Origin of the sequence: Neisseria sp. HMSC03D10, from assembly GCF_001807625.1 — a bacterium.
Taxonomy (GTDB): domain Bacteria; phylum Pseudomonadota; class Gammaproteobacteria; order Burkholderiales; family Neisseriaceae; genus Neisseria; species Neisseria mucosa.
Map to the genome: position 1 here is coordinate 1 of NZ_KV789506.1, position 23,041 is coordinate 23,041.

Genomic DNA, 23,041 nt, shown 5'->3' on the forward strand with positions numbered 1-23,041 from the left:
GATGTCCAACTTTTGGGGTGCAGTTCAAACCGCATTTCGGGTTTTCAGACGACCCCTCACTATTTACCCTATTACTCGCCTCGTTTTCTCAACTCCGCCGGCGTGCAGCCGAAATATTCGCGAAATGCCTTGGTAAAGCTTGAAACATGGGCGTAGCCGCAACGGTAGGCTGTTTCGCCTATGCTGACGCTGTCCGTACCCAAAGCATACAGCGCATATTGCATATGCTTGTGCCGCAGCCACTCGCTCGCCGTCGTACCGAACGATTCTTTCAGGCGGCGTTGCAGCGTCCGCTCGCTGATATACAGCGCGTCGGCAAGTGCAGATACTTGGTGTGCACCCGCATCGAATGCCTGGTTGAGCAGACGGATGAAACTTTCCGAAGGATGAGGCGGTTCGGCGGCGGTTTCGGTATAGGGATAGCGGTTGAGAAAATCCGTCCATAGTCCAGCCAAAAGTTGCAACACGTCCGCTTCACGCTGTAAGTCGTCCGCCAATCCGCCGTGCTCCGCCCCCTTCAAGCTGCTTAAAGCAAGGCGGCGCAAACTACTGTCCAGCGGCCAATGTCTGACTTTTTCCCGATAAACCGCCTGCAGCAAACCCGCATATTGCGGGCGAGCCAGCCAGCGGTCTATCCCCTTGAGCGTCAGTTTCGCCGTATGCCCGCCTTCGTACAAATAACGGCTGAACAAGATTTCCTCGTCGCACGCAATCAATAGGACATGTCCACCTTCAGCCTCAATACGGTAACGTTCGCGATTGATGCCGAAATCCAAACTGCCTTCGAGCAGCAGGACAAACGCGATGTAAGGCTCCGACAGGCGCGTGCTTTGAAACGTTTTGCGCGCGGTCAGGCTGCCACCGTGCAGGGAAATGCCGCTGCACAAGGTTTCAAAACGGTAGCTACCGTCCAAATAGTCGCCCCCCTCGCCCTGTTGGACCATGTTGACGAGCTGTTGGCTGTTAAGACAGGATGTTTCCATAGGCTGTGTGGCAGAATCCGCATATTTTGAAAAAAGGTCGGGCTACTTTATCACAATGGCAGAAAGACGGAAAACGGCGGGGATTGGTTCAAGGTCGTCTGAAATGATATTCAGACGACCTTGAACGGCTGTGTTTTAAATATGGTATTTATTCATTAATTTCACCGTCAGGCAGTCCAAACCACCTTAAGGGAATCGTATTAAATTGGTAATGACAGTTAACACAGATAATATAATCTAAAACATCCCTATACTCTGGTCTGTTATACCATTCATTTAAAACATATACATATTCAACCCGCCAACCTAAAGAGTGAACCAATTTTGTATATTGTTTTCTCTTAAAGTCGCAAGTTTGTAATTTCTCATCTACTGAACTAGGGGTTTGTTGGAATTTGATTTCAATAATAAATAAGGTATCACGGATGATGATAAATAACCCATTGTCGGGTAGTAATCTTTTAGACAGATGGTCTTTCCAATTAATATTGTATTCCGGTCTTTTCAAAAATCGGTAAAACTCATATTTTTTAAAACAATAAGCCTTCAATTCTCCATTAAACCAAACTTCATAACCGGCATTATCATCTGTTTTTCTTAAGTCGTACCCAGGAATTTCTTCAAACAGCTGTCGTAAGTCTGTGCGTTCTTCAAATCTGAGTCCTGTTTGTGTTTTTGCACCGCCGATTCCACCAATAATCATTTTCTAACCTTTTTTGCTAATTCAAAAAAATCTCCTTCTAGTTCGCAACCGCAAAATTTTCGACCATGTTTTAAGGCGGCGACTCCTGTTGTCCCTCTGCCCATGAAAAGGTCAAAAATTAAATCTCCGATGTTTGAGGCTGAGGGTATGCAGCGTTCAAGCAAGGCGAGTGGTTTTTGTGTCGGATGTTTGCCGAATGTTTTTTCGGCTTTATTTGGAGGGGGGAATGTCCAAACACATTTCATTTGTTTGCCGTCATTTTGTGTTTTCATAGTTTCATAATGAAACGTGTGTTTGGCTTTTTTATTTTTCTTTGCCCATAAGATGGTTTCTGTTGAATGGGTAAAGAAACGACAGGACAAATTAGGGGGAGGATTGGGTTTTTCCCAAGTAATATTGTTCAAAATATGGTATCCGATGGTTTGCATCAGGTAGCCGATTAAATAGATATTATGGAATGTGCCGCAAACCCAAATTGTGCCGTTTGGTTTTAATAAGGCGTAACACAGTCGGAGCCATTCTTCGTAGAATTCCAAATCTGCCGCCATTCCTTTGGATTTATCCCAGTTGCCCTTATTGACGGAAACCATTTGTCCGTTTTGACAACTGAAGCCGTTATTGGAAAGAAAATAAGGTGGGTCTGCGAAAATCATATCAAAACAGCCGTTTGGATGTTTTTCCAATATCTTCCGCATGACGTTAAGGGAATTTTCGTTGTAGAGGACAAGGTCGTCTGAAACGATTTTTTTCAAACGGTTTTGATAAATAGCGGCTTCTTCAGCCAGTTTGTCGAAATCACTCATAAATTGCCAGCAATTCCCCAACCTTCTTACGGCTGCTACCCTTTGCGGCAATATTGCGCTGAACTTCAACTGTTTTCAGAATGGCAGAAGAATAAATATCCCTTGTGAATTCAGTATCATGATTTGAAATCAAAACGCCTTGGGAGTTGGGTGCAATTTGTTGATTTTTTTGTAAAGTCCGCGACCAATGAATTCGATCATATTTTGATCACGCAAAATTTGCAACTGTTGGCGGATTTTGTCTTTGATATGGTTGTTTTGGGGAAATTGGATAGATAGTTTGTTTTCAAATTCATACATTTGCGACAATGTGAATTCTTTGGGGAGTTGGTCGATACATTTCATAATAGCTAAAAGCCAGCCTTTGCGCTCCGCATTTTGGTTGCGTAAAAATAGATTGGATTGCCATTTTTTCAGAACAATTTCGGGTTCGATAATGCGAGAATTGTCTATTAAGAATATTTTGCCGCTTTCAGGTAAAGGTACAAGATTAATGGAGCACATGATGTGGTGTGGTCGGTTTTTAATGCCTTTATTTCTGGGAATAATCATGTCCGGTGTTATGAAATGTTTAGGTACGAGCACCAATTGCTGTATGGAATAATCCGCTTTTTTATATGCAAGAAAGAAAAAGTTGGGGTTGGTATCTGACTGGATGCGCTCCAACATGGTGTGATATGCGCCGTCAGGCACGCTGTTACCTATAGTTTTTTGATTTTTACTCTTTAATTCATATTGCTCGAGACAGTTTGGACAAAAGAGGTCTGCAACAGGTTTGTTATTGGTAAATCTCTGCATCGGCTTGCTTCCGCAACAGGGGCAGTAGCCGTTTTTTTCTAGCCAAGCCTCGCTCATTACACGGATTTTGTGGGTTGCTTTATTTTGTTGCTTTCCCAATTCGGTATCGAAAAATAAATTCATGTTTTGGATTTTGAGATTTAAGTTATAGTGGATTAAATTTAAATTAGGACAAGGCGACGAAGCCGCAGACAGTACAGATAGTACGGAACCGATTCACTTGGTGCTTCAGTACCTTAGAGAATCGTTCTCTTTGAGCTAAGGCGAGGCAACGCCGTACTGGTTTAAGGTTAATCCACTATAATGCACTATATTTGAGGTCTGTAATGCAGACAACCCAATCTACCTTAAAAAGGTCGTCTGAAACCTGTATGCAGGCTTTCAGACGACCTTTCTTAATTGCAGCAGTCAATGCCGATCGGCTTTACACTACGATGTTCACCAGTCTGCCTGGTACGACGATGATTTTCTTGGCAGGTTTGCCTTCCATGAATTTCACCGCGCCTTCGGTGGCGAGGGCGGCGGCTTCGAGGTCGGCTTTGGAGGCATCGGCGGCGACGGTGATTTTGCCGCGCAGTTTGCCGTTGACTTGAACCATGACTTCGATTTCGGATTTGACCAAGGCGGCTTCATCGACGGTCGGCCAGCCTGCTTCCCACAGTTTCGCGCCGTTCAATTCGCTCCACAGGGTTTCGCAGATGTGCGGCACAATCGGCCACAACAGGCGTACGGCGGTTTCCAATACTTCTTGGGCGACGGCGCGGCCTTGTTCGCCGCCGGTGTCGGTTTTGTCGTATTGGTTGAGCAGTTCCATCACGGCGGCGATGGCGGTGTTGAACTGCTGGCGGCGGCCGTAGTCGTCGCTGACTTTGGCGGTGGTGGCGTGCAGTTTGTGGCGCAGGTCTTTGAGTTCTTTAGACAAACCGTCTTGGCTGCCTGCAAACGCTTTGACTGTGCCGCCTTGTTTCAGGTATTCGTAAACGGTACGCCACAGGCGGCGCAGGAAGCGGTGCGCGCCTTCGACGCCGCTGTCGCTCCATTCGAGGGACTGTTCGGGCGGTGCGGCGAACATCATGAACAGGCGGGCGGTATCCGCGCCGTAGGCGTTAATCAGTTCTTGCGGATCGACGCCGTTGTTTTTGGATTTGGACATTTTTTCCGTGCCGCTGATGACGACGGGCAGTCCGTCGGCTTTGAGGACGGCGGAAACGGGGCGGCCTTTGTCGTCGAAAGTCAGCTCGACATCGGCGGGGTTGATCCAGTCTTTGCTGCCGTTGGCATTTTCGCGGTAGTAGGTTTCGCAAACGACCATGCCTTGCGTGAGCAGGCGTTCAAATGGTTCGTCCACGCTGACCAAGCCTTCGTCGCGCATCAGTTTGGTGAAGAAGCGCGCGTACAAGAGGTGCAGAATCGCGTGTTCGATGCCGCCGATGTATTGGTCGACCGCGCCCCAGTATTTCGCGGCTTCAGTCGATACCATGCCTTCTGCGAACTTGGGCGACATGTAGCGGAAGAAATACCAGCTCGATTCCATGAAGGTGTCCATGGTGTCGGTTTCGCGTTTCGCCGCGCCGCCGCAGCATGGGCAGGTGGTTTCGTAAAACTCGGGCATTTTTGCCAAAGGCGAACCCATGCCGTCGGGTACGACGTTTTCAGGCAAAACGACGGGCAGTTGGTCGGCTGGGACGGGGACGTCGCCGCATTTTTCGCAATGGACGATGGGAATCGGGCAGCCCCAATAGCGTTGGCGTGAAATACCCCAGTCGCGCAGGCGGTATTGGGTTTTCGGTTCCCCCGCGTCTTGGCTTTGCAGCTTGGCGGCGATGGCGTCGAAGGCCGTCTGAAAATTCATGCCGTCCAGGTCGCCGCTGTTGACCAAGACGTCGTTTTCTTTGTCGCCGTACCACTCTTGCCATTGGTTTTCGTCAAATGCGTTGTCGCCGACGGCAATGACCTGTTTTTTCGGCAGGCTGTATTTGGTGGCGAACTCGAAATCGCGTTCGTCGTGCGCTGGAACCGCCATCACTGCGCCATCGCCGTAGCCCCACAATACATAGTTGGCAATCCACACTTCCAGCTTGTCGCCGTTGAGCGGGTTGACGACGTAGCGGCCGGTCGGCACGCCTTTTTTCTCCATCGTCGCCATATCGGCTTCGGCAACCGAGCCGGCTTTGCATTCGGCGATAAATGCCTGCAATTCGGGTTTGTCGGCGGCTGCGGCGGTTGCCAGCGGATGCTCGGCGGCAACGGCAACATAAGTCGCGCCCATCAGCGTGTCGGGACGGGTGGTATAAACTTGCAGGAAGTTCGCGTAATCGCCTTCCAAACCTTGTTTGCTGTCGTCTGAAACGGCGAAACGCACGGTCATACCGCGAGATTTGCCAATCCAGTTGCGCTGCATGGTTTTGACTTGTTCCGGCCAGTGTTCCAGCTTGTCCAAATCGTTGAGCAGCTCTTCGGCGTAATCCGTGATTTTGAAGTAATACATCGGGATTTCGCGTTTTTCGATCAACGCGCCCGAACGCCAGCCGCGTCCGTCGATGACCTGCTCGTTGGCAAGGACGGTTTGGTCGACAGGATCCCAGTTTACCGTGCCGTTTTTGCGATAGACGATGCCTTTTTCAAACAGCTTGGTAAACAGCCATTGTTCCCAGCGGTAGTATTCGGGTTTGCAGGTGGCGACTTCGCGCTCCCAGTCAATCGCAAAACCCAGGCTTTTGAGCTGGGTTTTCATGTATTCGATGTTGTCGTACGTCCAAGCGGCGGGGGCGACGTTGTTTTTCATCGCCGCGTTTTCCGCCGGCATACCGAACGCGTCCCAACCCATAGGCTGCATGACGTTGAAGCCGTTTAAGCGTTTGAAGCGGCTCAATACGTCGCCGATGGTGTAGTTGCGCACATGCCCCATATGCAGCTTGCCGCTGGGGTAGGGGAACATGGAGAGGCAGTAGTATTTGGGTTTGGAAGCGTCTTCGGAGACGTTGAAAATACGGGCGTCGTCCCATTTTTTCTGCGCCGCAGGCTCGATGGCGGCGGGCTGGTAATGTTCTTGCATGGTCATTCTGTTTTTCGCTTGAAAACGTTAGGAAAAATAAAGGATGGATTATAGCAGGTTGTCGTTAGGTCGGTTTGACAAAGGTCGTCTGAAAACAGAACGGTATTTTTCAGACGACCTCACATTCAGACACTTGAGTTTTCCCCACCCCACCCATATATCCGGTCTAGTTTTTACACATATCAACAACCATCACTATCATGAGCAACCAAGATTTTTATGCAACACTCGGCGTGGCGCGCGGTGCGAGCGACGACGAAATCAAAAAAGCCTACCGCAAGCTGGCGATGAAATACCACCCCGACCGCAATCCCGGCGACAAAGAAGCGGAAGAAAAATTTAAAGAAGTTCAAAAAGCCTACGACACCTTGTCCGACAAAGAAAAACGCGCCATGTACGACCAATACGGCCATGCCGCGTTCGAACAGGGCATGGGCGGCGGCGCGGGCGGATTCGGCGGTTTTGGCGGATTCGGCGGCGCGCAGGGCTTCGACTTTTCCGACATCTTCAGCCAAATGTTCGGCGGTGGCGGGGGCGGCGGCCGTCAGCAAAACTATCAAGGCGCGGATTTGCAGGTCGGCGTGGAAATCACGTTGGAAGATGCCGCCAAAGGCATCAAAAAACGCATCAATATACCAACCTACGAAGAATGCGATGTCTGCCACGGCAGTGGTGCAAAACCCGGTACGTCCGCATCAACTTGTTCGACCTGTCACGGTTCCGGTACGGTACACGTCCGCCAAGCCATTTTCCAAATGCAGCAGACTTGTCCGACCTGCCACGGCACAGGCAAGGAAATCAAAGACCCGTGCGTCAAATGTCGTGGCGAAGGCCGCACCAAAACCAGCAAAACCGTTGAGGTCAATATTCCCGCCGGCATCGATGACGGCCAACGCATCCGCTTGAGCGGCGAAGGCGAACCGGGTACGCACGGCGCGCCCGCAGGCGATTTGTACGTCAACGTCCGCGTCAAAGAACACAAAATCTTCGAGCGCAACGGCTTGGATTTACATTGCGAGCTGCCCATCAGCTTCGCTGTCGCAGCCTTGGGTGGCGAAGTCGAAGTCCCGACCTTGGACGGCAAAGTCAAACTGAACATCCCGAAAGAAACGCAAACCGGCCGCCGTATGCGCGTCAAAGGCAAAGGCATCAAATCCCTGCGCTCCAGCGCGACGGGCGATTTGTACTGCCACGTTGTGGTGGAAACGCCGGTCAACCTGACCGACCGCCAGAAAGAGTTGCTGGAAGAGTTCGAAAAAATCTCCACCGGCCTCGACCGCAGCCAAACCCCGCGCAAAAAATCGTTCTGGGACAAAGTAGGCGAACTGTTTGACTGATTCGGATTTGAAAACAGTAAAAGGTCGTCTGAAAGCTGATATCGTCGGCTTTCAGACGACCTTTCTTCAACCTGTTTAAAAGAAAGCCAAAAATAGAACGGATAATTTGCAACCGATACACTTGATGCATAGTTACCTTTGGGAATTGTTCTTTGACTACGACGAGACAACATGATACCGGTTTAAAGTTGATCTGCTACGCGATATTCGGGCAGCTCTTCCGTGGGCAAAGCCCACGCTAAATCATTCGGTTCTAAACGGATGTAAATACCCGCTTACCGCTATTACGATATTCCTCTCTTCATTTTCCGCAGAATCAATATCTTCCAAAACAAAACGTCGTCTGAAAGCTTTTCAGACGACGTTTTGTTTGTATTGCCTTACCACATTTTCGACAGTGTGTTTTCCACCTCAGCCTTGACTTGTGCGCCAAAGCGGCGGCTTAAGAGTTTACTGAAATCGTCTTCGGGCGTGTAGCTGACCAGTTCGGGGGCTTTGACGACATCGCGGGCGATGCTGTACACGCTGCCGAAGTCGTCAATAAGTCCGACTTTTTTGGCTTCAAGGCCGGTATAGACGCGGCCGCTGAATACGTCGGGGTATTCTTTGTCTTTCAATTTTTCACCGCGTCCGAGTTTGACGGCCTTGATGAATTCTTGATGGGTGTCTGACAGCATACTTTCCCAGATTTTCGCCTGCTCAGGCGTTTCAGGGGTAAACGGATCACCCATGCCTTTGTTGCTGCCTGCGGTTTTCAGACGACGTTTGATACCCAGCTTGTCCATCAGGCCGGTTACATCGAAACCGCCGCCGATCACGCCGATACTGCCGACGATGCTGGAGGGGTCGGCGTAGATTTTGTCCGCGGCGGCAGCGATGTAGTAGCAGCCGGAGGCGCACATATCTTCGGCGACGACATAGACGGGGATGTCTTTATGTTCGCCTTTCAGACGACGTATCTCGTTAAAAGCAGTATTGGAGATAACGGGCGAACCGCCGGGGCTGTTGGCGCGGATGACGATGCCTTTTGCATTCGGATTGTTGTAGGCCGCCTCCATGCTGTCGCGCAGCATTTTGACCTGATCGTCCATGCCGCCGCCTATTTCGCCTTCCAATGTGATGACTGCCGTATGCTCTTTACCTGTGGCCAGCCCTTGTCCGGCCGTGCCGTCGTCCGAACCGAACCATAATGCGGCAATCAGCAGGACGCCGATAATCCGCCAGAAGTTGCGCCAAAAACGGGCGCGCCGCTGCTCTTTATAGGCGGCAAGCAGTACGTCGCGCAACACGTCCCGTTCCCAGCGGCCTTCCGGGCCGTCCGGACGTTTATCGGGGTATCCGTTGGTTTCTTGCATAATTTTCCTTTGTTTCTAAATAAATCCTAAATCAGGTTCGGGGCATTTTATAACGAAACTTCCGGCTGAAAAACCTTCCGTTTACTCGAATGCCTCAAAATACGCCAGCAGGGTTTGCGGCAGCCATTGCAGGTTCAGACGACCTTTGTCGCGGCTGACGAACGCAGCGTGTCCGCCGTATTGGGGTTGCAGCAGCGTAACGGCGGACGAAACCTCTTCTACCGTCGGCAAGGCTTTCGGCGGCAGAAACGGGTCGTTGACGGCGTTGAGCAGCAAAAGCGGCGTACGCACGGTTTTCAGCCAAGGCTTGCACGAAGCGCGGCGGTAATAATCATGCCGGTCGGCGAAACCGTGCAGCGGCGCGGTAAACCTGTCGTCAAAATCCCCCAGCGTTTTGCATTCTTTCAACAAGGTCGTCTGAAAACCTGTTGCGGCGGCTTTGGGCAATAAAGATTTTAAAAAATAGCGGGTATAGAGCAGTTTTGACATTCCCTTATCAAAGCGAGTGCCTGCCGCTGCCGCATCCACCGGCGCAGAGACGGCGGCAGCGGCGTAAGGGACAGCAGCCATGCCCAGACTGCCGTATTCGCCCAAATATTTTGCCAGCGCATTGCCGCCCAAAGACACGCCCGCCACATAAATCCTGCGGTAGCGTTCCGAAAGCATTTCCAGCATAAAGCCGATTTCCCGCGTATCGCCCAAATGATAAAACACAGGCGCGGTATTCTCTACGCCGCCGCAACTGCGGAAATGCACCACCACGCCGTTCCAGCCTTTTTCAATGACCGCTCGCATCAACTCAACGGCGTAATGGCTGCGGCTGCTGCCCTCCAATCCGTGAAACAAAACTACTAAAGGCGCATCGGGATCGGCGGCATCGGCAAAATCACAGGCAACCAAAGTACGTCCCGTACTGTCCGGCAGCAGCTCGCGGCGGTAGGCAGGGGCGGGGCGTTGAATGAATTTGGCAAATATTGTGTCCGCATGACCGTTGCGCAGCCATAAGGGCGTATTCGGGCATAAGGTTTCCATTATTCGAAATCCTTTTTGAAAACAACATAATAAACCAATAGTGCCGTCAGCATCCCATTCGTCCATCCCGCCCAAACATCCGTCGGATAATGTACGCCCAAATAAACCCGTGAAAATCCCGTCAACAAGGCAAACAAGATGCCGACGGCAAAAGCGGTACGGAGGTATGCAGTCCGATAACACAATAGAATCAGCATCACTGCGACTGCGGCGGAAAACGTACTATGTCCGCTTGGAAACGAAAAATTGACCTCTTCGACGGCGCGAGGCCAAAGCAACGGGCGCGGACGCTGTATCCATGCCTTTATCCAAAGCATATTCAAAGTCGGCAACAATGCCGCCAAAGGCACGAATACCGCTGCCCGCAGTTTGCCAAACCTCCACAGGCATACCGCCGCCAAACAGACCAGCGGTACGGCGACGGCGGTTTTACCCAAATAATGAAGCAATAGCGCAATTGGAAAAAACCATTGTCCTGTCTGTTCGTGAATGACAAACATCAACGGACGTTCGAATGCAAAACTCCCGCCATTTGCCAGATAGGCACCGATATAAACAGAAAGAGGCAAAAATACCACAATGGCAGTTTGTACAAAACGGCGGAAAAAAAGAAAAAAATCAGGCATAAATCAGTGAAAAAAATCAGGTTTGAATCAAATATCCGACAAACAAACCGCGTTCGCAATCAAGAAGGACGAACTGATAGTCTTTGGCATTAATTTTTGATAATTATTGCTTTTTCCTCTCTGGAAAATCAGGTAAACCGAATAAGGATACCGCGAGAGAGTGTTATTCTGACCGTACAAACCAAACGGCATCCGTATCGTTTCCCGCCAGGGCAGGCGGATGGTTCCGATAATAATTTCATTAAACATTCGGAGGTTATTATGTCTGTGTCAGTATTGTTTTTAGAGGCGATTGTGGCTGTCGGCCTGGCATCCGTCGCCGCCATCGGCATACTGTGGGCAGGCGGATCGGACTGGTAGTCCGTCCGTATGCCGTCCCGCAAAAGGTCGTCTGAAAAACATTTTGCTTTTCAGACGACCTTTTTTATCAATTTGAAGTCTGCGTGGGATAAACCGAACCTAGTACCTGTCAAACCTGCCACCCGCCCTACGAAATGATGATGCCTTATCTATTTCGAGGACGGAACCTGCACTACGGTTTCCCGCCCCTTGTCTGCCGAAGAAAAAACGGTTGAGTGAAGATAATCTATTGATTCTGAAAAGGCTCATATTCAAGCAGCCGCCTATTCCGGCAAACGGAATAGATTCAGGACGATGTCGTCTGAAAATCTGAATTTCGAGGTTTCAGACAACCTTTTTAAACATCATTCATATTTGATTGGATGCGACGGTAACGACGAAAACGGTTTTTTCTTTCTCTCGCTATATTATTAGGGTCGGCTTGATTTCGGATGGATGCCGCTTACTGCAAAACAAAACGTCGTCTGAAAAACTTTCAGACGACGTCTGCATCCGCCTTAGCGTATGTCGATGTGCGCACCTTCATGCAGTTCGCGCAGCAGGTTGATTTCCGCCTGTTCGGCTTTTTTGCGCGACAGATATTGGCGTACGGCGTTGCGTTGGCGCTCTTCGGGCGTGCCGGCGTCACGGACATCGTTCAGCTTAATGATGTGCCAGCCGAATTGTGTGCGTACGGGTGGGCTGACTTGGCCGGGTTTGAGTTTGTGGACGGCTTCTTCAAACGGCGGAACCATCATGCCGTCGGCGAACCAGCCTAAATTACCGCCGCTGCTCGCGCTGCCGTCTTGCGAATATTGGCGCGCCAAACCGGCGAAGTCTGCGCCGCTGCGGGCTTGTGCGTAGATTTTGCGGATGGTGCTTTCCGCGCCGACCGCAGCGTTTTCGTTGTCGGCCTTAATCAGAATGTGTTGCGCATTGTATTGGCGCAGCGGCTCGCCTTCGGGTAGGGCGATGCCTTGCTGTTTCGCCTGTTCGATGGCGCGTGCAACTTCGGCATCGCTGACGCGGCTGTGCTGCATGACTGCCTGTTGGCGCACTTTTTCTGCAATGATGCTGTCCGCAATTTCACGGCGGATAGAGGCAGACGGGTTTTTCAGTGAAGGATTGGCGGCAATGACCGCCTCGATTTCTGCGTTATCTGCTTGAATATTCTTTCGTTTGCCCGCTTGGATAATCAGGGATTGGTTGATGAGTTGCGCCAGAACTTGTTCGCGCAATTCGTTATCGCCGATTTGTGTGCCTTTAGGGATGGTTCGGCGCGCCCGTTCGACTGCCTGCGCCAGTTGGCGGCGGGTAATCACTTCGTTGTCGGCGATGGCGGCAATGCCGTCGCTCAGATGTACGCCGTCAGAACGGGTTTCGGTATCGGTCGTCTGAACAGCGACGGGTTTGACGGATTTTTTTACTGTTTTGGCCTTAGGGGCTGCGTGTGCGTTCAATGCCAGACCGAGTGCGGCGGCAAGAATCAGGGGTTTGACGTTCATGGGGTAACTACCTCGTTGGTTTTGCTGTAGCCGGGAATGGCCAAGCGCAGTTTTTCAAATGGATTGTTGCTGAGATTGCTCAGGTCTTTGAGTTGGAGATTGAAGAATACGGCGTTTTTGCGGCTGTTTTCGCCGGTCACGTAGCGTTGTCCGACAATGCTTGCGCTCCAGCAGCCGCAGTTGCTTTTATATTCAGCTCCTACCAGCATTTCAAGAGGTTTCTTGGCTTGAATTTCGTAGTTGTAACGTGCAACTGCGTAAAGGTTTTTACGGATAGGCCATTGTGCCGCCAAATCGACTTGGCGGATTTTATCGTAGAAATAGTTGCCGTCGGATTGCAGGTAAATGCGTTCGTTGCGCCCGTATTTGTAACGCGCGCTCAACACTTTGCCCGGCTCGGGATTGTAGCGGACGGTCGCGGCATAGCTTTCGGCACGGCTTTGATTTTGGTTGTAGTGCAGATCGAAACCTACATGAAAGCTGTCACTCAGTTTGCCGTGTGCGAAGCCGACCCAGTCGGATTGGCTGCGTTCGTAGCGGCTGACGTTGCCGTCCAGCAACACCTTGTCGTTTTTGAAATAAAACTTCTGTCCGATACCGGCGCGGAACAGTTCGGCACCGTTGTTCGGGTCGAGGAAGCGGGTTTGCGCGGCGGCGGTCAGGCTGTTGGCGGAGTTGATGCGGTCGTTGCCGACGTATAAGTTCTCACGGAAAAGCTGGTTATAAGAGAAGCTGTTTTCCGAGGTGTCGAAATTGGGTAAGTCGTTTTGCGACTTGGTCGGGATGTAGTTGTAGAACAGGCGCGGTTCGAGGGTTTGCAGATAGGCGTTGCCGAACAAATTGGCGTTGCGCTCGAAGGTCATGCCGGTATCGACGTTGAATATCGGCAATACGCGGCTGACGCGGCGGCCGGGTTGGTTGCCGAACGAGCCTAAGTCGTAATAAGTCGCGTGTACGCCGATTTTCGGACGGATATAGCCCCATTGGTTGTTGAAATCCCAGCGGACGCTGGGATACAGCACGGTACGGCTGCCGTCTTGTTTGCTGTCGTGTACGAAACGGGTGAACTGGCTGAATACGTTGATATTCGCCTTGCCTATGGTTTTCTGCCAACGTCCGGTCAGGCGCGGCATAATGGCGTAGGGTTCGTCTTTGTAACCGTTTTGGTTGGCAAGGGTTTGGTATTTCTGTACGTTTAACGCACCGTCAAAAGAGCCGCCCCAGATATTGTCGCCGTAGTTCAGCCACAGTTGGCGGTTGAGGTTGACGTTGCTGGCAATGTCCTCGCGCCCGTAGAAATCGCGGTAGTAATTGTCGTCTGAAACCTGATTAAAGTTGATGCCGCCGCTGAGTTTGTCGGTCAGTTGGTGGTTGTGGTCAAACTTGATTTGATAGCGGTTGTTTTCATGGCGTTTTTTATCGTGCGGCATCCAATCGCCGTCAATGACGCCGTTAAATTTCGGCTCGAGATAGCGGACCTGTCCGCCAAGTTGCACGCCGCGCGAACTGATGATGCCGGGGCGGAAGGTGGCGTCCAAGTTGGGGGCGAGGTTGAAATAATAGGGAAGGGCGAGTTCCAAACCGTCCGAACCGGTTGACAAGGTCGGCACCAACAGACCGCTCTTGCGATGGCCGTTGAGCGGGAAATCCGCCCAAGGCGTATAAAGTACGGGAACGCCGCCGAACACCAGCGACGCGTCTTTTGCCACGCCTATGCCCGTTTCCTGATCGGTTTCGATGCTTTTCGCTTTGATGAACCAACTCGCATCGCCGGGCGAACAGGTATTGAATTTGGTATTGATGAGCTTGTACAGCCCTTTGCCTTTCATTTCCGCCTTTTCGCTGACGCTTTGTAGGCGGCGGCCGTCTTTTTCGGCATCGACGCGGACGTATTCGCTCGAGCCGGTATTGTCTTTCAGGTTGTACACCAAAGTATCGCCGCTGACGGTCGAGCCGTCTTGATACAGCGTAAAGCGGTCGCCCGCCCTGACGGTATCGCTGGTTTGGTCGTAATCCGCCCAATCGGCGTTCAACACTTCCTGATTGCGCTCGATGATGACATCGCCTTCGGCGCGGACGGCGACTTTCGACTGTCCGGCAACCTTGTCCGCAATCACGCGGGTGTAATCCTGCGGCAGGGGTTCTTCGCCGCTGCGTTTGATTTCAGGCTGCTTGTTTGCTTCGGAAGCCTGATGCTGGCAAAACAGGCAGGTATCGCCCAAGGACAATTTGTCCTGCTCGGCAGGACGACGGTTTTCCCCGCTTTGAACCGCAGGCGGGGTGGCCCTTGCCGGCTCGTAATCGGCAGGTTGCGGCAAAGATGCATTTTGCGCATATGCCCCTCCCGCACCGAAGCCGACGCTTAACGCCAAAACCAATGGTTTGAGTGAAAATAAACGAGCCAAAATCGCCCCTTAAATCGGTTTGCCAGTTAGAATAGCGGTTATTTTAACCTGAAAATCCACGACACCGCTATGCAACGACAAACCGAATTACAAAATTGGCTTCGCGCCGTCTATCCCGAACAAAACTTCGAATTGAGCTTCGCCGCCGCCGATGCCGACTTCCGACGCTACTTCCGCGCTGCTTTTGCCAACGGCAAGACCGTCATCTGCATGGACGCGCCGCCCGATAAAATGAGCGTCGCTCCTTACCTAAAAGTGCAAAAACTTTTCAATATGCTTAACGTTCCCCAAGTATTGCATGTGGACGAAGCGCAGGGATTTATGGTGCTCAACGACTTGGGCAGCACCACTTTCCTGACCGCCATGCAGCAAGAGCAAGGCGCGGATGCACACAAAGTCCTGCTGCTTGAAGCCATAGACGAACTGGTCGAGCTGCAAAAAGCCAGCCGCGCGGGCGAATTGCCCGAGTACGACCGCGACATCATGCTGCGCGAAATCAACCTGTTCCCCGAATGGTTCGTCGCCAAAGAACTCGGACGCGAACTCAACTTCAAACAACGCCAGCTTTGGCAGCAAACCGTAGACACCCTGTTGCCGCCGCTGCTTGCCCAGCCGCAGGTGTACGTCCACCGCGACTTCATCGTCCGCAACCTCATGCTCACCACCGGCCGCCCCGGCGTACTCGATTTCCAAGACGCACTCTACGGCCCGATTTCCTACGACTTGGTTTCCCTCCTGCGTGACGCCTTCATCGAATGGGAAGAAGAATTCGTCTTGGACTTGGTCATCCGTTACTGGGAAAAAGCCCGCGCCGCCGGATTGCCCGTACCCGCCGCGTTTGACGAGTTTTACCGCTGGTTTGAATGGATGGGCGTACAACGCCATTTGAAAGTCGCCGGCATCTTCGCCCGCCTGTACTACCGCGACGGCAAAGACAAATACCGCCCCGAAATCCCGCGCTTCCTCAACTACCTGCGCCGCACCTCCCGCCGCTACACCGAGCTTGCTCCGTTGTATGCGCTGTTGGTCGAACTGGTTGGCGACGATGAATTGGAAACCGGGTTTACGTTTTAAAAGACAGAGGGCTTTGTGCCATTCTGTAGGATGAAAGAGGTCGTCTGAAAATCCTGAAATGGGGTTTCAGACGACCTTTTATATTCTTTATATATGTGAATTCGGGTTTGTCCACTGTGCCAATTTAAGCTTGATCCGGCAACAATCAAAACATCGGTACCTTCATTCCCGCGTAGGTGGGAATGACGGCTGAGCCTTTTTGTTCAGGTTTGCCATGTATAGCTGACTTTATTGGTTTTATGCTGCACTGCCAACGATGGGCATTTCCATTCTATCCACACATGAAAACAGCGTATCTCAAGGATACGCTGTTTCATCCTTACTTTCCCATCATTGATGATGGATACCCAATACTTTGGCGTTGTGGCTGATGATTTCTTCGGCAAGCTGCGGGTTGTCGTTGAGCTTGATGCCGAAGCCGGGGACAAGTTCTTTCAGACGACCTTCCCATGAGGAAATGCGGCTTGGGAAGCATTGGTGGATGAGTTTGATCATCAAGGGTACGGCGGTTGATGCGCCGGGGGATGCGCCCAAGAGTGCGGCAAGCGAGCCGTCGGCGTGGGCGACGATTTCGGTGCCGAATTGGAGGACGCCGCCTTTTTCGGAGTCTTTTTTGATGATTTGAACGCGTTGTCCTGCGGTGATGAGTTCCCAGTCGTCAGGGTTTGCTTCGGGGTAGTATTCCAGCAGGGAGGCAAAGCGTTCTTCTTTGGTTTTACGCAATTCGCCCAACAGGTATTTGGTCAGCGGCATATTCGCCCAACCGGCGCGCAGCATGGGGTAGAGGTTGTCCAAGTGGATGGACAGGGGCAAATCCATGAGCGAGCCTTGTTTGAGGAAGTTGGAGCGGAAGCCTGCGTAAGGGCCGAACATGAGGTGGCGTTTGCCGTCCACATTGCGGGTGTCGAGATGCGGAACGGACATGGGCGGCGCTCCGACGGAGGCTTGTCCGTACACTTTGGCGTTGTGTTGCGCGGCGGTTTCGGGGTTACTGTTGCGGAAGAACAGGCCGGAAACGGGGAAGCCGCCGTAGCCTTTGCCTTCGGGGATGCCGGATTTTTGCAGCAGGGTCAGTGCGCCGCCGCCTGCGCCGAGGAAAAGGAAGCGGGTGCGGATGGTGAGCTGGCCGTCGGGATTGCGGGTGTCGCTGGTTTTGAGTACCCATGCGCCGTCGGATTCGCGTTTGATGTCGTCGACGTGGCGGTTGAACTCGGTTTTGACGCCTTTTTCGCGCAGGTATTGCACCATTTGGCGGGTCAGGCTGCCGAAATCGACGTCCGTACCTTCGGCGGAGTAGTTGGCGGCGACGGGTTGTCCTTCTTTACGGCCGTTGATGACCAGCGGCGCCCATTCGGCGATTTTGGCGCGGTCGGTGGAGAATTCCATCCGTTCGAAGAGTTTTTGGGATTTGAAGGCGTCGAAACGTTTTTGCAGGTAGTCGCAATGGTCGGTGTTCATGACCAGCGACATATGCGGGACGGTATGGATGAAGGAGTTGTCGGTGATTTTGCCTTCTTCGACAAGCGATGACCAGAACTGGCGGCTGATGTGGAATTGTTCGGCAATATTGAGGGCGCGGGTCGGGTCGATGGTGCCGTCTGCGCCGAGCGGGGCGTAATTGAGTTCGCATAACGCGGAATGCCCTGTGCCGGCGTTGTTCCAAGCGTTTGACGATTCCAACGCTACGTCTTCCAAGCGTTCGATAAGGGTGATTTCCCAAGACGGTTCGAGTTCTTTGAGCAAAACGCCCAAAGTCGCGCTCATAATGCCTCCACCCACCAAGACAACATCTGTTGCTTCAGCCATGGTTGTACTCCTAGAAACAGGCATATCCTGCCTTTATGATTATCCGTTGTATTACGAACGCCTGTTTCGGCGGTAAAACCTGCTGGCGCGGTGTTTTTGGCGTGGAAGATTGCGCGCGGGTTTTACGTTTTGAACCGATGTTAAACCGTTCATAATATGTTATTGAGAATTTAGTGGATTTTTCTGAGAATTGCAAAGATTTTCTGTTTGGATTTACATAAACGCGGTTTGAAAAGGTCGTCTGAAACATTCAGACGACCTTTATTTATCAGGTGTTTGGCGGGGTTGAACCTGATTTCATTCACTTCTTAAAGACTTCAGATTGTCAGCAAGATGGGCGTGTTTTGATGAAAAAATGAAGAAGAAAACGTTTTTTCAGGACGCGTCATAAGCTGCCGCTTTTTTGAGCAGTTTTACCCTTACCTGCGGCCATTCTTCGCGTAGCAGGCTGTATTCCACCGTATCGCGTACGCTGCCGTCTTTCCGCAATTTGTGGCAGCGCAAGATGCCGTCTTGGTGTGCGCCCAAGCGTTCGATGGCGCGTTGGGAGGCGGTGTTGAGGTTGTCGGTCTGCCAGCAGGCGCAGCGGCAGTTTAAAGTGTCGAAGACGTAGTCGAGCAACATGATTTTGCAGGCGGTATTGATGCGCGTGCGCCGTGCCGACAGGGCGTACCATGTGAAACCGATGTAGAGGCGGGGGATAGCGGGGTCGATGTGGTAAAGCGAAGTCGAACCGACGATTTTGCCCGTGTCTTCGTCGATGACGGCAAAGGCAAGGCGGGTTTGCGTAGCGGTGCGGATGTAGTCCGCCACTTGGTCGGGTTCGGGCGCGCTGGTTACGTTCAGCTTCCAGACTTCGCCGTCGCAAACTGCTTCGCGCAAACCGTCTTCGTGTGCCGCCGTCAAAGGCTCGAGACGGACGCGGTCGAAGGACAAAACGGGAACAGATGAAAAATCAGCCATGGGGTTTCCTTTGTATTTGAAGATTTGAGTTTTCAGACGACCTTTGTATAGTGTCTTAACGGGCGACATCTTTGAGGTCGTCTGAAAGCTATTGATTAATGATGTTTGAACACCAGCACGCCCGATTCCGATACAAACCCGTCCAGCGGCAGGTCGTGCGGTTCGCGCGGCAGTGTGTCAACCAGTTGGCAAGCGAAGCCTACACCTATGGTTTTTGCCTGTAAACGGTATTTCATCGCCGCAAGCGTCGCATCGTAATAGCCGCCAGCCTGTCCTAAGCGGTAGCCTTCGCGGTCCATGCCGACAATCGGGACAAGCAATATCGATAAACCGTGTACGCGGATTTTGCGTCCCGAAAACTGCGGTACATGCAGCTTCGCCCTGCCGCGTTTGCGTTCTTGTTTTGCCCCGTCGGCAGGATAGGGCGTGAACCACATCCGCCGCGAACGCGGTTCGATATAAGGCAGATAGAGTTTGGCGCCGCGTTTTTGTGCCGCACGCACAAAGCCGTCCAGCCGCAGCTCGCTGCCCATCGGCCAATACACGCCGATTTTCCGCCCCTTCTTGATATAACGCTTGAGCAGGCGGTTAACCGTTTGCCCCGCCGCCAGCCGCCCTTGATGCCCCATCTGCGCGCGGGCGCGGCGCAATTCTCGGCGCAGGGCGTGTTTTTCCTCATTCCTCATTTCAGACGACCTTTTGAGTGTTGTTGTAGAATACGGCGATTATAAACGCTCCGTTAACATCAAAACAGGATTCCGCCATGTGGCATATCGTCCTTATCGGCTACCTCTTCGTCGCCGTCATGTATTCCGCCGCCCAGCCCAGCATTGCGCGCGCTTTGATTTATTTGGTTTTTTGGGCAGTCCTGCCCGTTGCGTTTACCGTTTTCACCGTCACCATCCGCCGCCGCAACCGCCTGATGAAGCAGTAGGAAAAAGAAGCATTCGAACAAAGCCGCCGCGCAGCCGGACAAGAAGGCGGCAAACAGGACGGCAGTGCATAAAATCCCTTTTCAGACGACCCCTTATCCGCTATAATCCGTCAGTTTTCCATTTCGGAAACACACTATTTTTTAAAACTTATGCCCACTTTCGCCGAAGGGTGCTTGACAATAGGCGCAGCCTATCAAGTTCTATGCGATTGAATGTGTGCTCTTAACCCTTTCAAGGAAATAAAATGTCTCAAATTACTATGCGTCAGATGATTGAAGCCGGCGTTCACTTCGGCCACCAAACCCGTTTCTGGAACCCGAAAATGGCACAATACATTTTCGGTGCGCGCAATAAAATCCACATCGTCAACCTGGAAAAAACCCTGCCGATGTTCCAAGAAGCGCAAGAAGCCGTACGCCGTCTGGTTGCCAACAAAGGCACCGTGCTGTTTGTCGGCACCAAACGTCAAGCGCGTGAAATCATCCGCGAAGAAGCTACCCGCGCCGGTATGCCTTTCGTCGATCACCGTTGGTTGGGCGGTATGCTGACCAACTACAAAACCGTTAAGCAATCCATCAAACGCCTGGAAGAAAAAACCGCCGCTTTGGAAAACGCTGCCGAAGGCGGTTTCAACAAAAAAGAAATTCTGGAAATGCAACGCGACGTTGAAAAACTGGAACGTTCTTTGGGCGGTATCAAAAACATGAAAGGCCTGCCTGACGCGATTTTCGTTATCGACACCGGCTACCAAAAAGGTACTCTGGTCGAGGCTGAAAAACTGGGCATCCCCGTTATCGCCGTAGTCGATACCAACAACAGCCCTGATGGCGTGAAATACGTTATCCCTGGTAACGACGACTCCGCCAAAGCCATCCGCCTGTACTGCCGCGGCATCGCCGACGCAGTTTTGGAAGGCAAAAACCAAGCGCTGCAAGAAACCGTAGCCGCTGCCCAAGAAGCTGCTGCCGAGTAATCCGGCAAACCGAAGAGGGGCGTTATGCCCCTTTTCTCAAATCCCGTTCTGAAAAACCTTTTCAGACGACCCCATTCCCAAACACGGATACCCCGTGTTTCCCCAAAATCTAGGAGATTCAAAATGGCAGAAATTACTGCAAAAATGGTTGCCGACCTGCGCGCCGCTACCGGCCTGGGCATGATGGAATGCAAAAAAGCCTTGGTTGAAGCCGAAGGCAACTTCGAAAAAGCCGAAGAAATCCTGCGCATCAAATCCGGCGCGAAAGCCGGCAAACTGGCCGGCCGTACCGCTGCCGAAGGCGTATTGGCTTACGCCATCAACGGCAATGTCGGTGCATTGGTTGAAGTAAACTGCGAAACCGACTTCGTTGCCAAAGACGCAGGCTTCGTAGAATTCGCCAACTTCGTTGCGAAAACCGCTGCCGAGAAAAAACCGGCTACCGTTGAAGAACTGAGCGAACTGGTTGAAGCAGAACGCAAAGCCATCATCGCCAAATTGGGCGAGAACATGTCTGTCCGCCGCTTCCAAGTCATCGACACCGCCAACCAACTGGTTGCCTACATCCACGGCGCATTGGCTACCGAAGGCGTATTGGTTGAGTTCAAAGGCTCTGAAGATGTAGCGCGTAAAATCGGTATGCACATCGTTGCCGCCAAACCGCAATGCGTAACCGAAGCCGAAGTAGATGCCGAAACCATCGAAAAAGAACGCCACATCTACACCGAGCAAGCCATCGCTTCCGGCAAACCTGCCGACATCGCCGCTAAAATGGTTGAAGGCCGTATCCGCAAATTCTTGGCTGAAATCACCCTGAACGGTCAAGCATTCGTGATGAACCCTGACCAAACCGTTGCCCAATTCGCTAAAGAAAACGGCACCGAAGTTATCAGCTTCGTCCGCTACAAAGTAGGCGACGGCATCGAAAAAGCCGTTGTCGACTACGCAGCCGAAGTTGCTGCCGCTGCTAAAGTGTAAGGCACTTATGAAAAAGAAAGCACCTAGATTCCAAACGAATCAGGGTGCTTTTTTTTGAGAGCTACACTGTTTAGAATACTGTTGGAAATAGAATATTTCATCATAATCAACAAATAATAATTTATCCAAACCCATACACCCACGGAAAACGCGTTACCCTGTCAGCCAAACATCCGGAAAGGTCGTCTGAAAAATCAAACGTCCTTTCCCTGAATTGAAGCAGCGCCACAGGGTGAACTGATCATTTGGAACGAGTCGGTTTTTGGTACGGAAAACGGCAGATTCAAGGCAAAAAGCGCAGCAAGATTGGACATCTTGCGAGTATTTTTAACGCAGAATATGCCGTTTTACGGAGCAAAATACCGTCGTTATCGAATGACCAGTTCGCCCTGCATAACTAGCGCTATCCACCTAAAGAAAGCAAGGTATTCCATGACACAGCAAATCAAATACAAACGCGTATTACTGAAACTCTCCGGCGAATCCCTGATGGGTTCCGACCCTTTCGGCATCAACCATGACACCATCGTCCAAACCGTCGGTGAAATCGCCGAAGTCGTCAAAATGGGCGTACAAGTCGGCATCGTTGTCGGCGGCGGCAACATCTTCCGCGGCGTATCCGCCCAAGCAGGCAGCATGGACCGCGCTACCGCCGACTACATGGGCATGATGGCGACCGTCATGAATGCGCTCGCCCTCAAAGATGCTTTCGAAACCCTCGGCATCAAAGCGCGCGTACAATCCGCGCTTTCCATGCAGCAAATCGCCGAAACCTACGCCCGCCCCAAAGCCATCCAATACCTCGAAGAAGGCAAAGTCGTCATCTTCGCCGCCGGTACGGGCAACCCCTTCTTCACCACCGACACCGCCGCCGCCCTGCGCGGAGCCGAAATGAACTGCGACGTCATGCTCAAAGCCACCAATGTGGACGGCGTTTATACCGCAGACCCGAAAAAAGACCCGTCCGCTACACGCTACGAAACCATTACCTTTGACGAAGCCTTGAACAAAAACCTCAAAGTCATGGATGCGACTGCCTTCGCCCTCTGCCGCGAACGAAAACTCAACATCGTCGTCTTCGGCATCGCCAAACAAGGCTCGCTCAAACGCGTCGTTACCGGTGAAGACGAAGGCACGCTGGTTCACTGCTGATTCCCATCAGGCAATAATTGCAGTGATTTGATAAAGCGACAGGTCGTCTGAAAACCCGAAAATAGGTTTTCAGACGACCTTATTTTTTCTCAATATCCTCTCCCCTATGTATGGTAACGGATTACTGGAAATCTAAAGATTGCGTGCGGCGACGTAGCGCATCCGTTGCCTGCACAATCCATCTAAAGTCGGCGGATTCGCATTTGAAGTGCAACTTTC

General features: G+C 51.8%; 19 protein-coding genes and 1 pseudogene. 6 read left to right on the top strand and 14 right to left on the bottom strand.

The genetic code is table 11. The features are described from left to right. Positions 1-71: 71 nt before the first annotated feature. The 6 genes and pseudogenes from HMPREF3066_RS02550 to leuS all read right to left on the bottom strand — a co-directional run bounded on the left by HMPREF3066_RS02550 (position 72) and on the right by leuS (position 6,342). Positions 72-983, bottom strand: coding sequence for a helix-turn-helix transcriptional regulator (locus tag HMPREF3066_RS02550; RefSeq protein ID WP_070440240.1), 912 nt, complete (start codon positions 981-983; stop codon positions 72-74). 148 nt (positions 984-1,131) lie between these two features. Then, a complete protein-coding gene (locus HMPREF3066_RS02555; RefSeq protein WP_070440242.1) occupies positions 1,132-1,686 on the bottom strand; it encodes a hypothetical protein in 555 nt (184 codons plus the stop codon). Further along, on the bottom strand, positions 1,683-2,489 hold the full coding sequence (locus tag HMPREF3066_RS02560; protein WP_070440244.1) for a DNA-methyltransferase: 807 nt from the start codon (positions 2,487-2,489) through the stop codon (positions 1,683-1,685). The genes HMPREF3066_RS02555 and HMPREF3066_RS02560 overlap by 4 nt, the downstream gene beginning before the upstream one ends. Then, positions 2,482-2,670 (bottom strand): annotated as a pseudogene (locus HMPREF3066_RS13485) (DNA adenine methylase); the annotation flags it as partial. The pseudogene HMPREF3066_RS13485 and the gene HMPREF3066_RS02560, both read right to left, overlap by 8 nt. Beyond that, positions 2,619-3,410: a DpnI domain-containing protein gene (locus HMPREF3066_RS02565; protein ID WP_070440246.1), complete on the bottom strand. Its 792-nt coding sequence runs from the start codon at positions 3,408-3,410 to the stop codon at positions 2,619-2,621. The gene HMPREF3066_RS02565 and the pseudogene HMPREF3066_RS13485, both read right to left, overlap by 52 nt. A gap of 301 nt (positions 3,411-3,711) precedes the next feature. Further along, the gene (gene leuS / locus HMPREF3066_RS02570) at positions 3,712-6,342 is read right to left on the bottom strand and encodes a leucine--tRNA ligase (RefSeq protein WP_070440255.1); all 2,631 of its coding nucleotides are present in this window, start codon (positions 6,340-6,342) and stop codon (positions 3,712-3,714) included. A gap of 200 nt (positions 6,343-6,542) precedes the next feature. Here leuS and dnaJ point away from each other — a divergent pair, with 200 nt between their 5' ends. After that, the gene (dnaJ, locus tag HMPREF3066_RS02575; RefSeq protein ID WP_003761069.1) at positions 6,543-7,679 is read left to right on the top strand and encodes a molecular chaperone DnaJ; all 1,137 of its coding nucleotides are present in this window, start codon (positions 6,543-6,545) and stop codon (positions 7,677-7,679) included. 380 nt (positions 7,680-8,059) lie between these two features. On the opposite strand, the gene HMPREF3066_RS02580 is transcribed toward dnaJ, so the two are convergent. From HMPREF3066_RS02580 to HMPREF3066_RS02600, 5 genes are all read right to left on the bottom strand, one after another. Further along, positions 8,060-9,034 (bottom strand): S49 family peptidase, encoded by a 975-nt coding sequence (locus HMPREF3066_RS02580; RefSeq protein ID WP_070440248.1) that lies wholly within the window; start codon positions 9,032-9,034, stop codon positions 8,060-8,062. Between the two features lie 81 nt (positions 9,035-9,115). After that, positions 9,116-10,066: a YheT family hydrolase gene (locus HMPREF3066_RS02585; RefSeq protein WP_070440250.1), complete on the bottom strand. Its 951-nt coding sequence runs from the start codon at positions 10,064-10,066 to the stop codon at positions 9,116-9,118. Beyond that, positions 10,066-10,566, bottom strand: coding sequence for a phosphatase PAP2 family protein (locus HMPREF3066_RS02590; protein ID WP_321178894.1), 501 nt, complete (start codon positions 10,564-10,566; stop codon positions 10,066-10,068). Before HMPREF3066_RS02590 ends, HMPREF3066_RS02585 begins: the two co-directional genes overlap by 1 nt. A gap of 983 nt (positions 10,567-11,549) precedes the next feature. After that, positions 11,550-12,536 carry a peptidylprolyl isomerase gene (locus tag HMPREF3066_RS02595; RefSeq protein WP_049227784.1) on the bottom strand — a complete coding sequence of 329 codons (987 nt, stop codon included), beginning with the start codon at positions 12,534-12,536 and terminating at the stop codon, positions 11,550-11,552. Next, positions 12,533-14,941, bottom strand: a complete 2,409-nt coding sequence (locus tag HMPREF3066_RS02600; RefSeq protein WP_192831510.1) for an LPS-assembly protein LptD — start codon at positions 14,939-14,941, stop codon at positions 12,533-12,535. Before HMPREF3066_RS02600 ends, HMPREF3066_RS02595 begins: the two co-directional genes overlap by 4 nt. Positions 14,942-15,010: 69 nt before the next feature. On the opposite strand from HMPREF3066_RS02600, the gene amgK reads away from it, so the two are divergent. Beyond that, on the top strand, positions 15,011-16,015 hold the full coding sequence (amgK, locus tag HMPREF3066_RS02605; RefSeq protein ID WP_049227786.1) for an N-acetylmuramate/N-acetylglucosamine kinase AmgK: 1,005 nt from the start codon (positions 15,011-15,013) through the stop codon (positions 16,013-16,015). A gap of 330 nt (positions 16,016-16,345) precedes the next feature. On the opposite strand, the gene HMPREF3066_RS02610 is transcribed toward amgK, so the two are convergent. From HMPREF3066_RS02610 to HMPREF3066_RS02620, 3 genes are all read right to left on the bottom strand, one after another. Next, positions 16,346-17,821 (bottom strand): malate:quinone oxidoreductase, encoded by a 1,476-nt coding sequence (locus HMPREF3066_RS02610; RefSeq protein ID WP_049227788.1) that lies wholly within the window; start codon positions 17,819-17,821, stop codon positions 16,346-16,348. Between the two features lie 375 nt (positions 17,822-18,196). Next, the gene (locus HMPREF3066_RS02615) at positions 18,197-18,784 is read right to left on the bottom strand and encodes a GNAT family N-acetyltransferase (protein WP_070440253.1); all 588 of its coding nucleotides are present in this window, start codon (positions 18,782-18,784) and stop codon (positions 18,197-18,199) included. Positions 18,785-18,879: 95 nt separating this feature from the next. Further along, positions 18,880-19,470, bottom strand: a complete 591-nt coding sequence (locus HMPREF3066_RS02620; protein ID WP_003765124.1) for a 5-formyltetrahydrofolate cyclo-ligase — start codon at positions 19,468-19,470, stop codon at positions 18,880-18,882. A 77-nt stretch (positions 19,471-19,547) separates the two neighbouring features. On the opposite strand from HMPREF3066_RS02620, the gene HMPREF3066_RS12705 reads away from it, so the two are divergent. From HMPREF3066_RS12705 to pyrH, 4 genes are all read left to right on the top strand, one after another. After that, positions 19,548-19,718: a hypothetical protein gene (locus HMPREF3066_RS12705; protein ID WP_141743166.1), complete on the top strand. Its 171-nt coding sequence runs from the start codon at positions 19,548-19,550 to the stop codon at positions 19,716-19,718. Positions 19,719-19,963: 245 nt separating this feature from the next. Beyond that, the gene (gene rpsB / locus HMPREF3066_RS02625) at positions 19,964-20,692 is read left to right on the top strand and encodes a 30S ribosomal protein S2 (RefSeq protein WP_003759405.1); all 729 of its coding nucleotides are present in this window, start codon (positions 19,964-19,966) and stop codon (positions 20,690-20,692) included. A gap of 123 nt (positions 20,693-20,815) precedes the next feature. After that, complete coding sequence (tsf, locus tag HMPREF3066_RS02630) at positions 20,816-21,670, top strand: translation elongation factor Ts (RefSeq protein ID WP_003765122.1); 855 nt, start codon at positions 20,816-20,818, stop codon at positions 21,668-21,670. Between the two features lie 432 nt (positions 21,671-22,102). Continuing rightward, positions 22,103-22,822 carry a UMP kinase gene (gene pyrH, locus HMPREF3066_RS02635; RefSeq protein WP_003741378.1) on the top strand — a complete coding sequence of 240 codons (720 nt, stop codon included), beginning with the start codon at positions 22,103-22,105 and terminating at the stop codon, positions 22,820-22,822. The last annotated feature ends 219 nt before the right edge of the window (positions 22,823-23,041 follow it).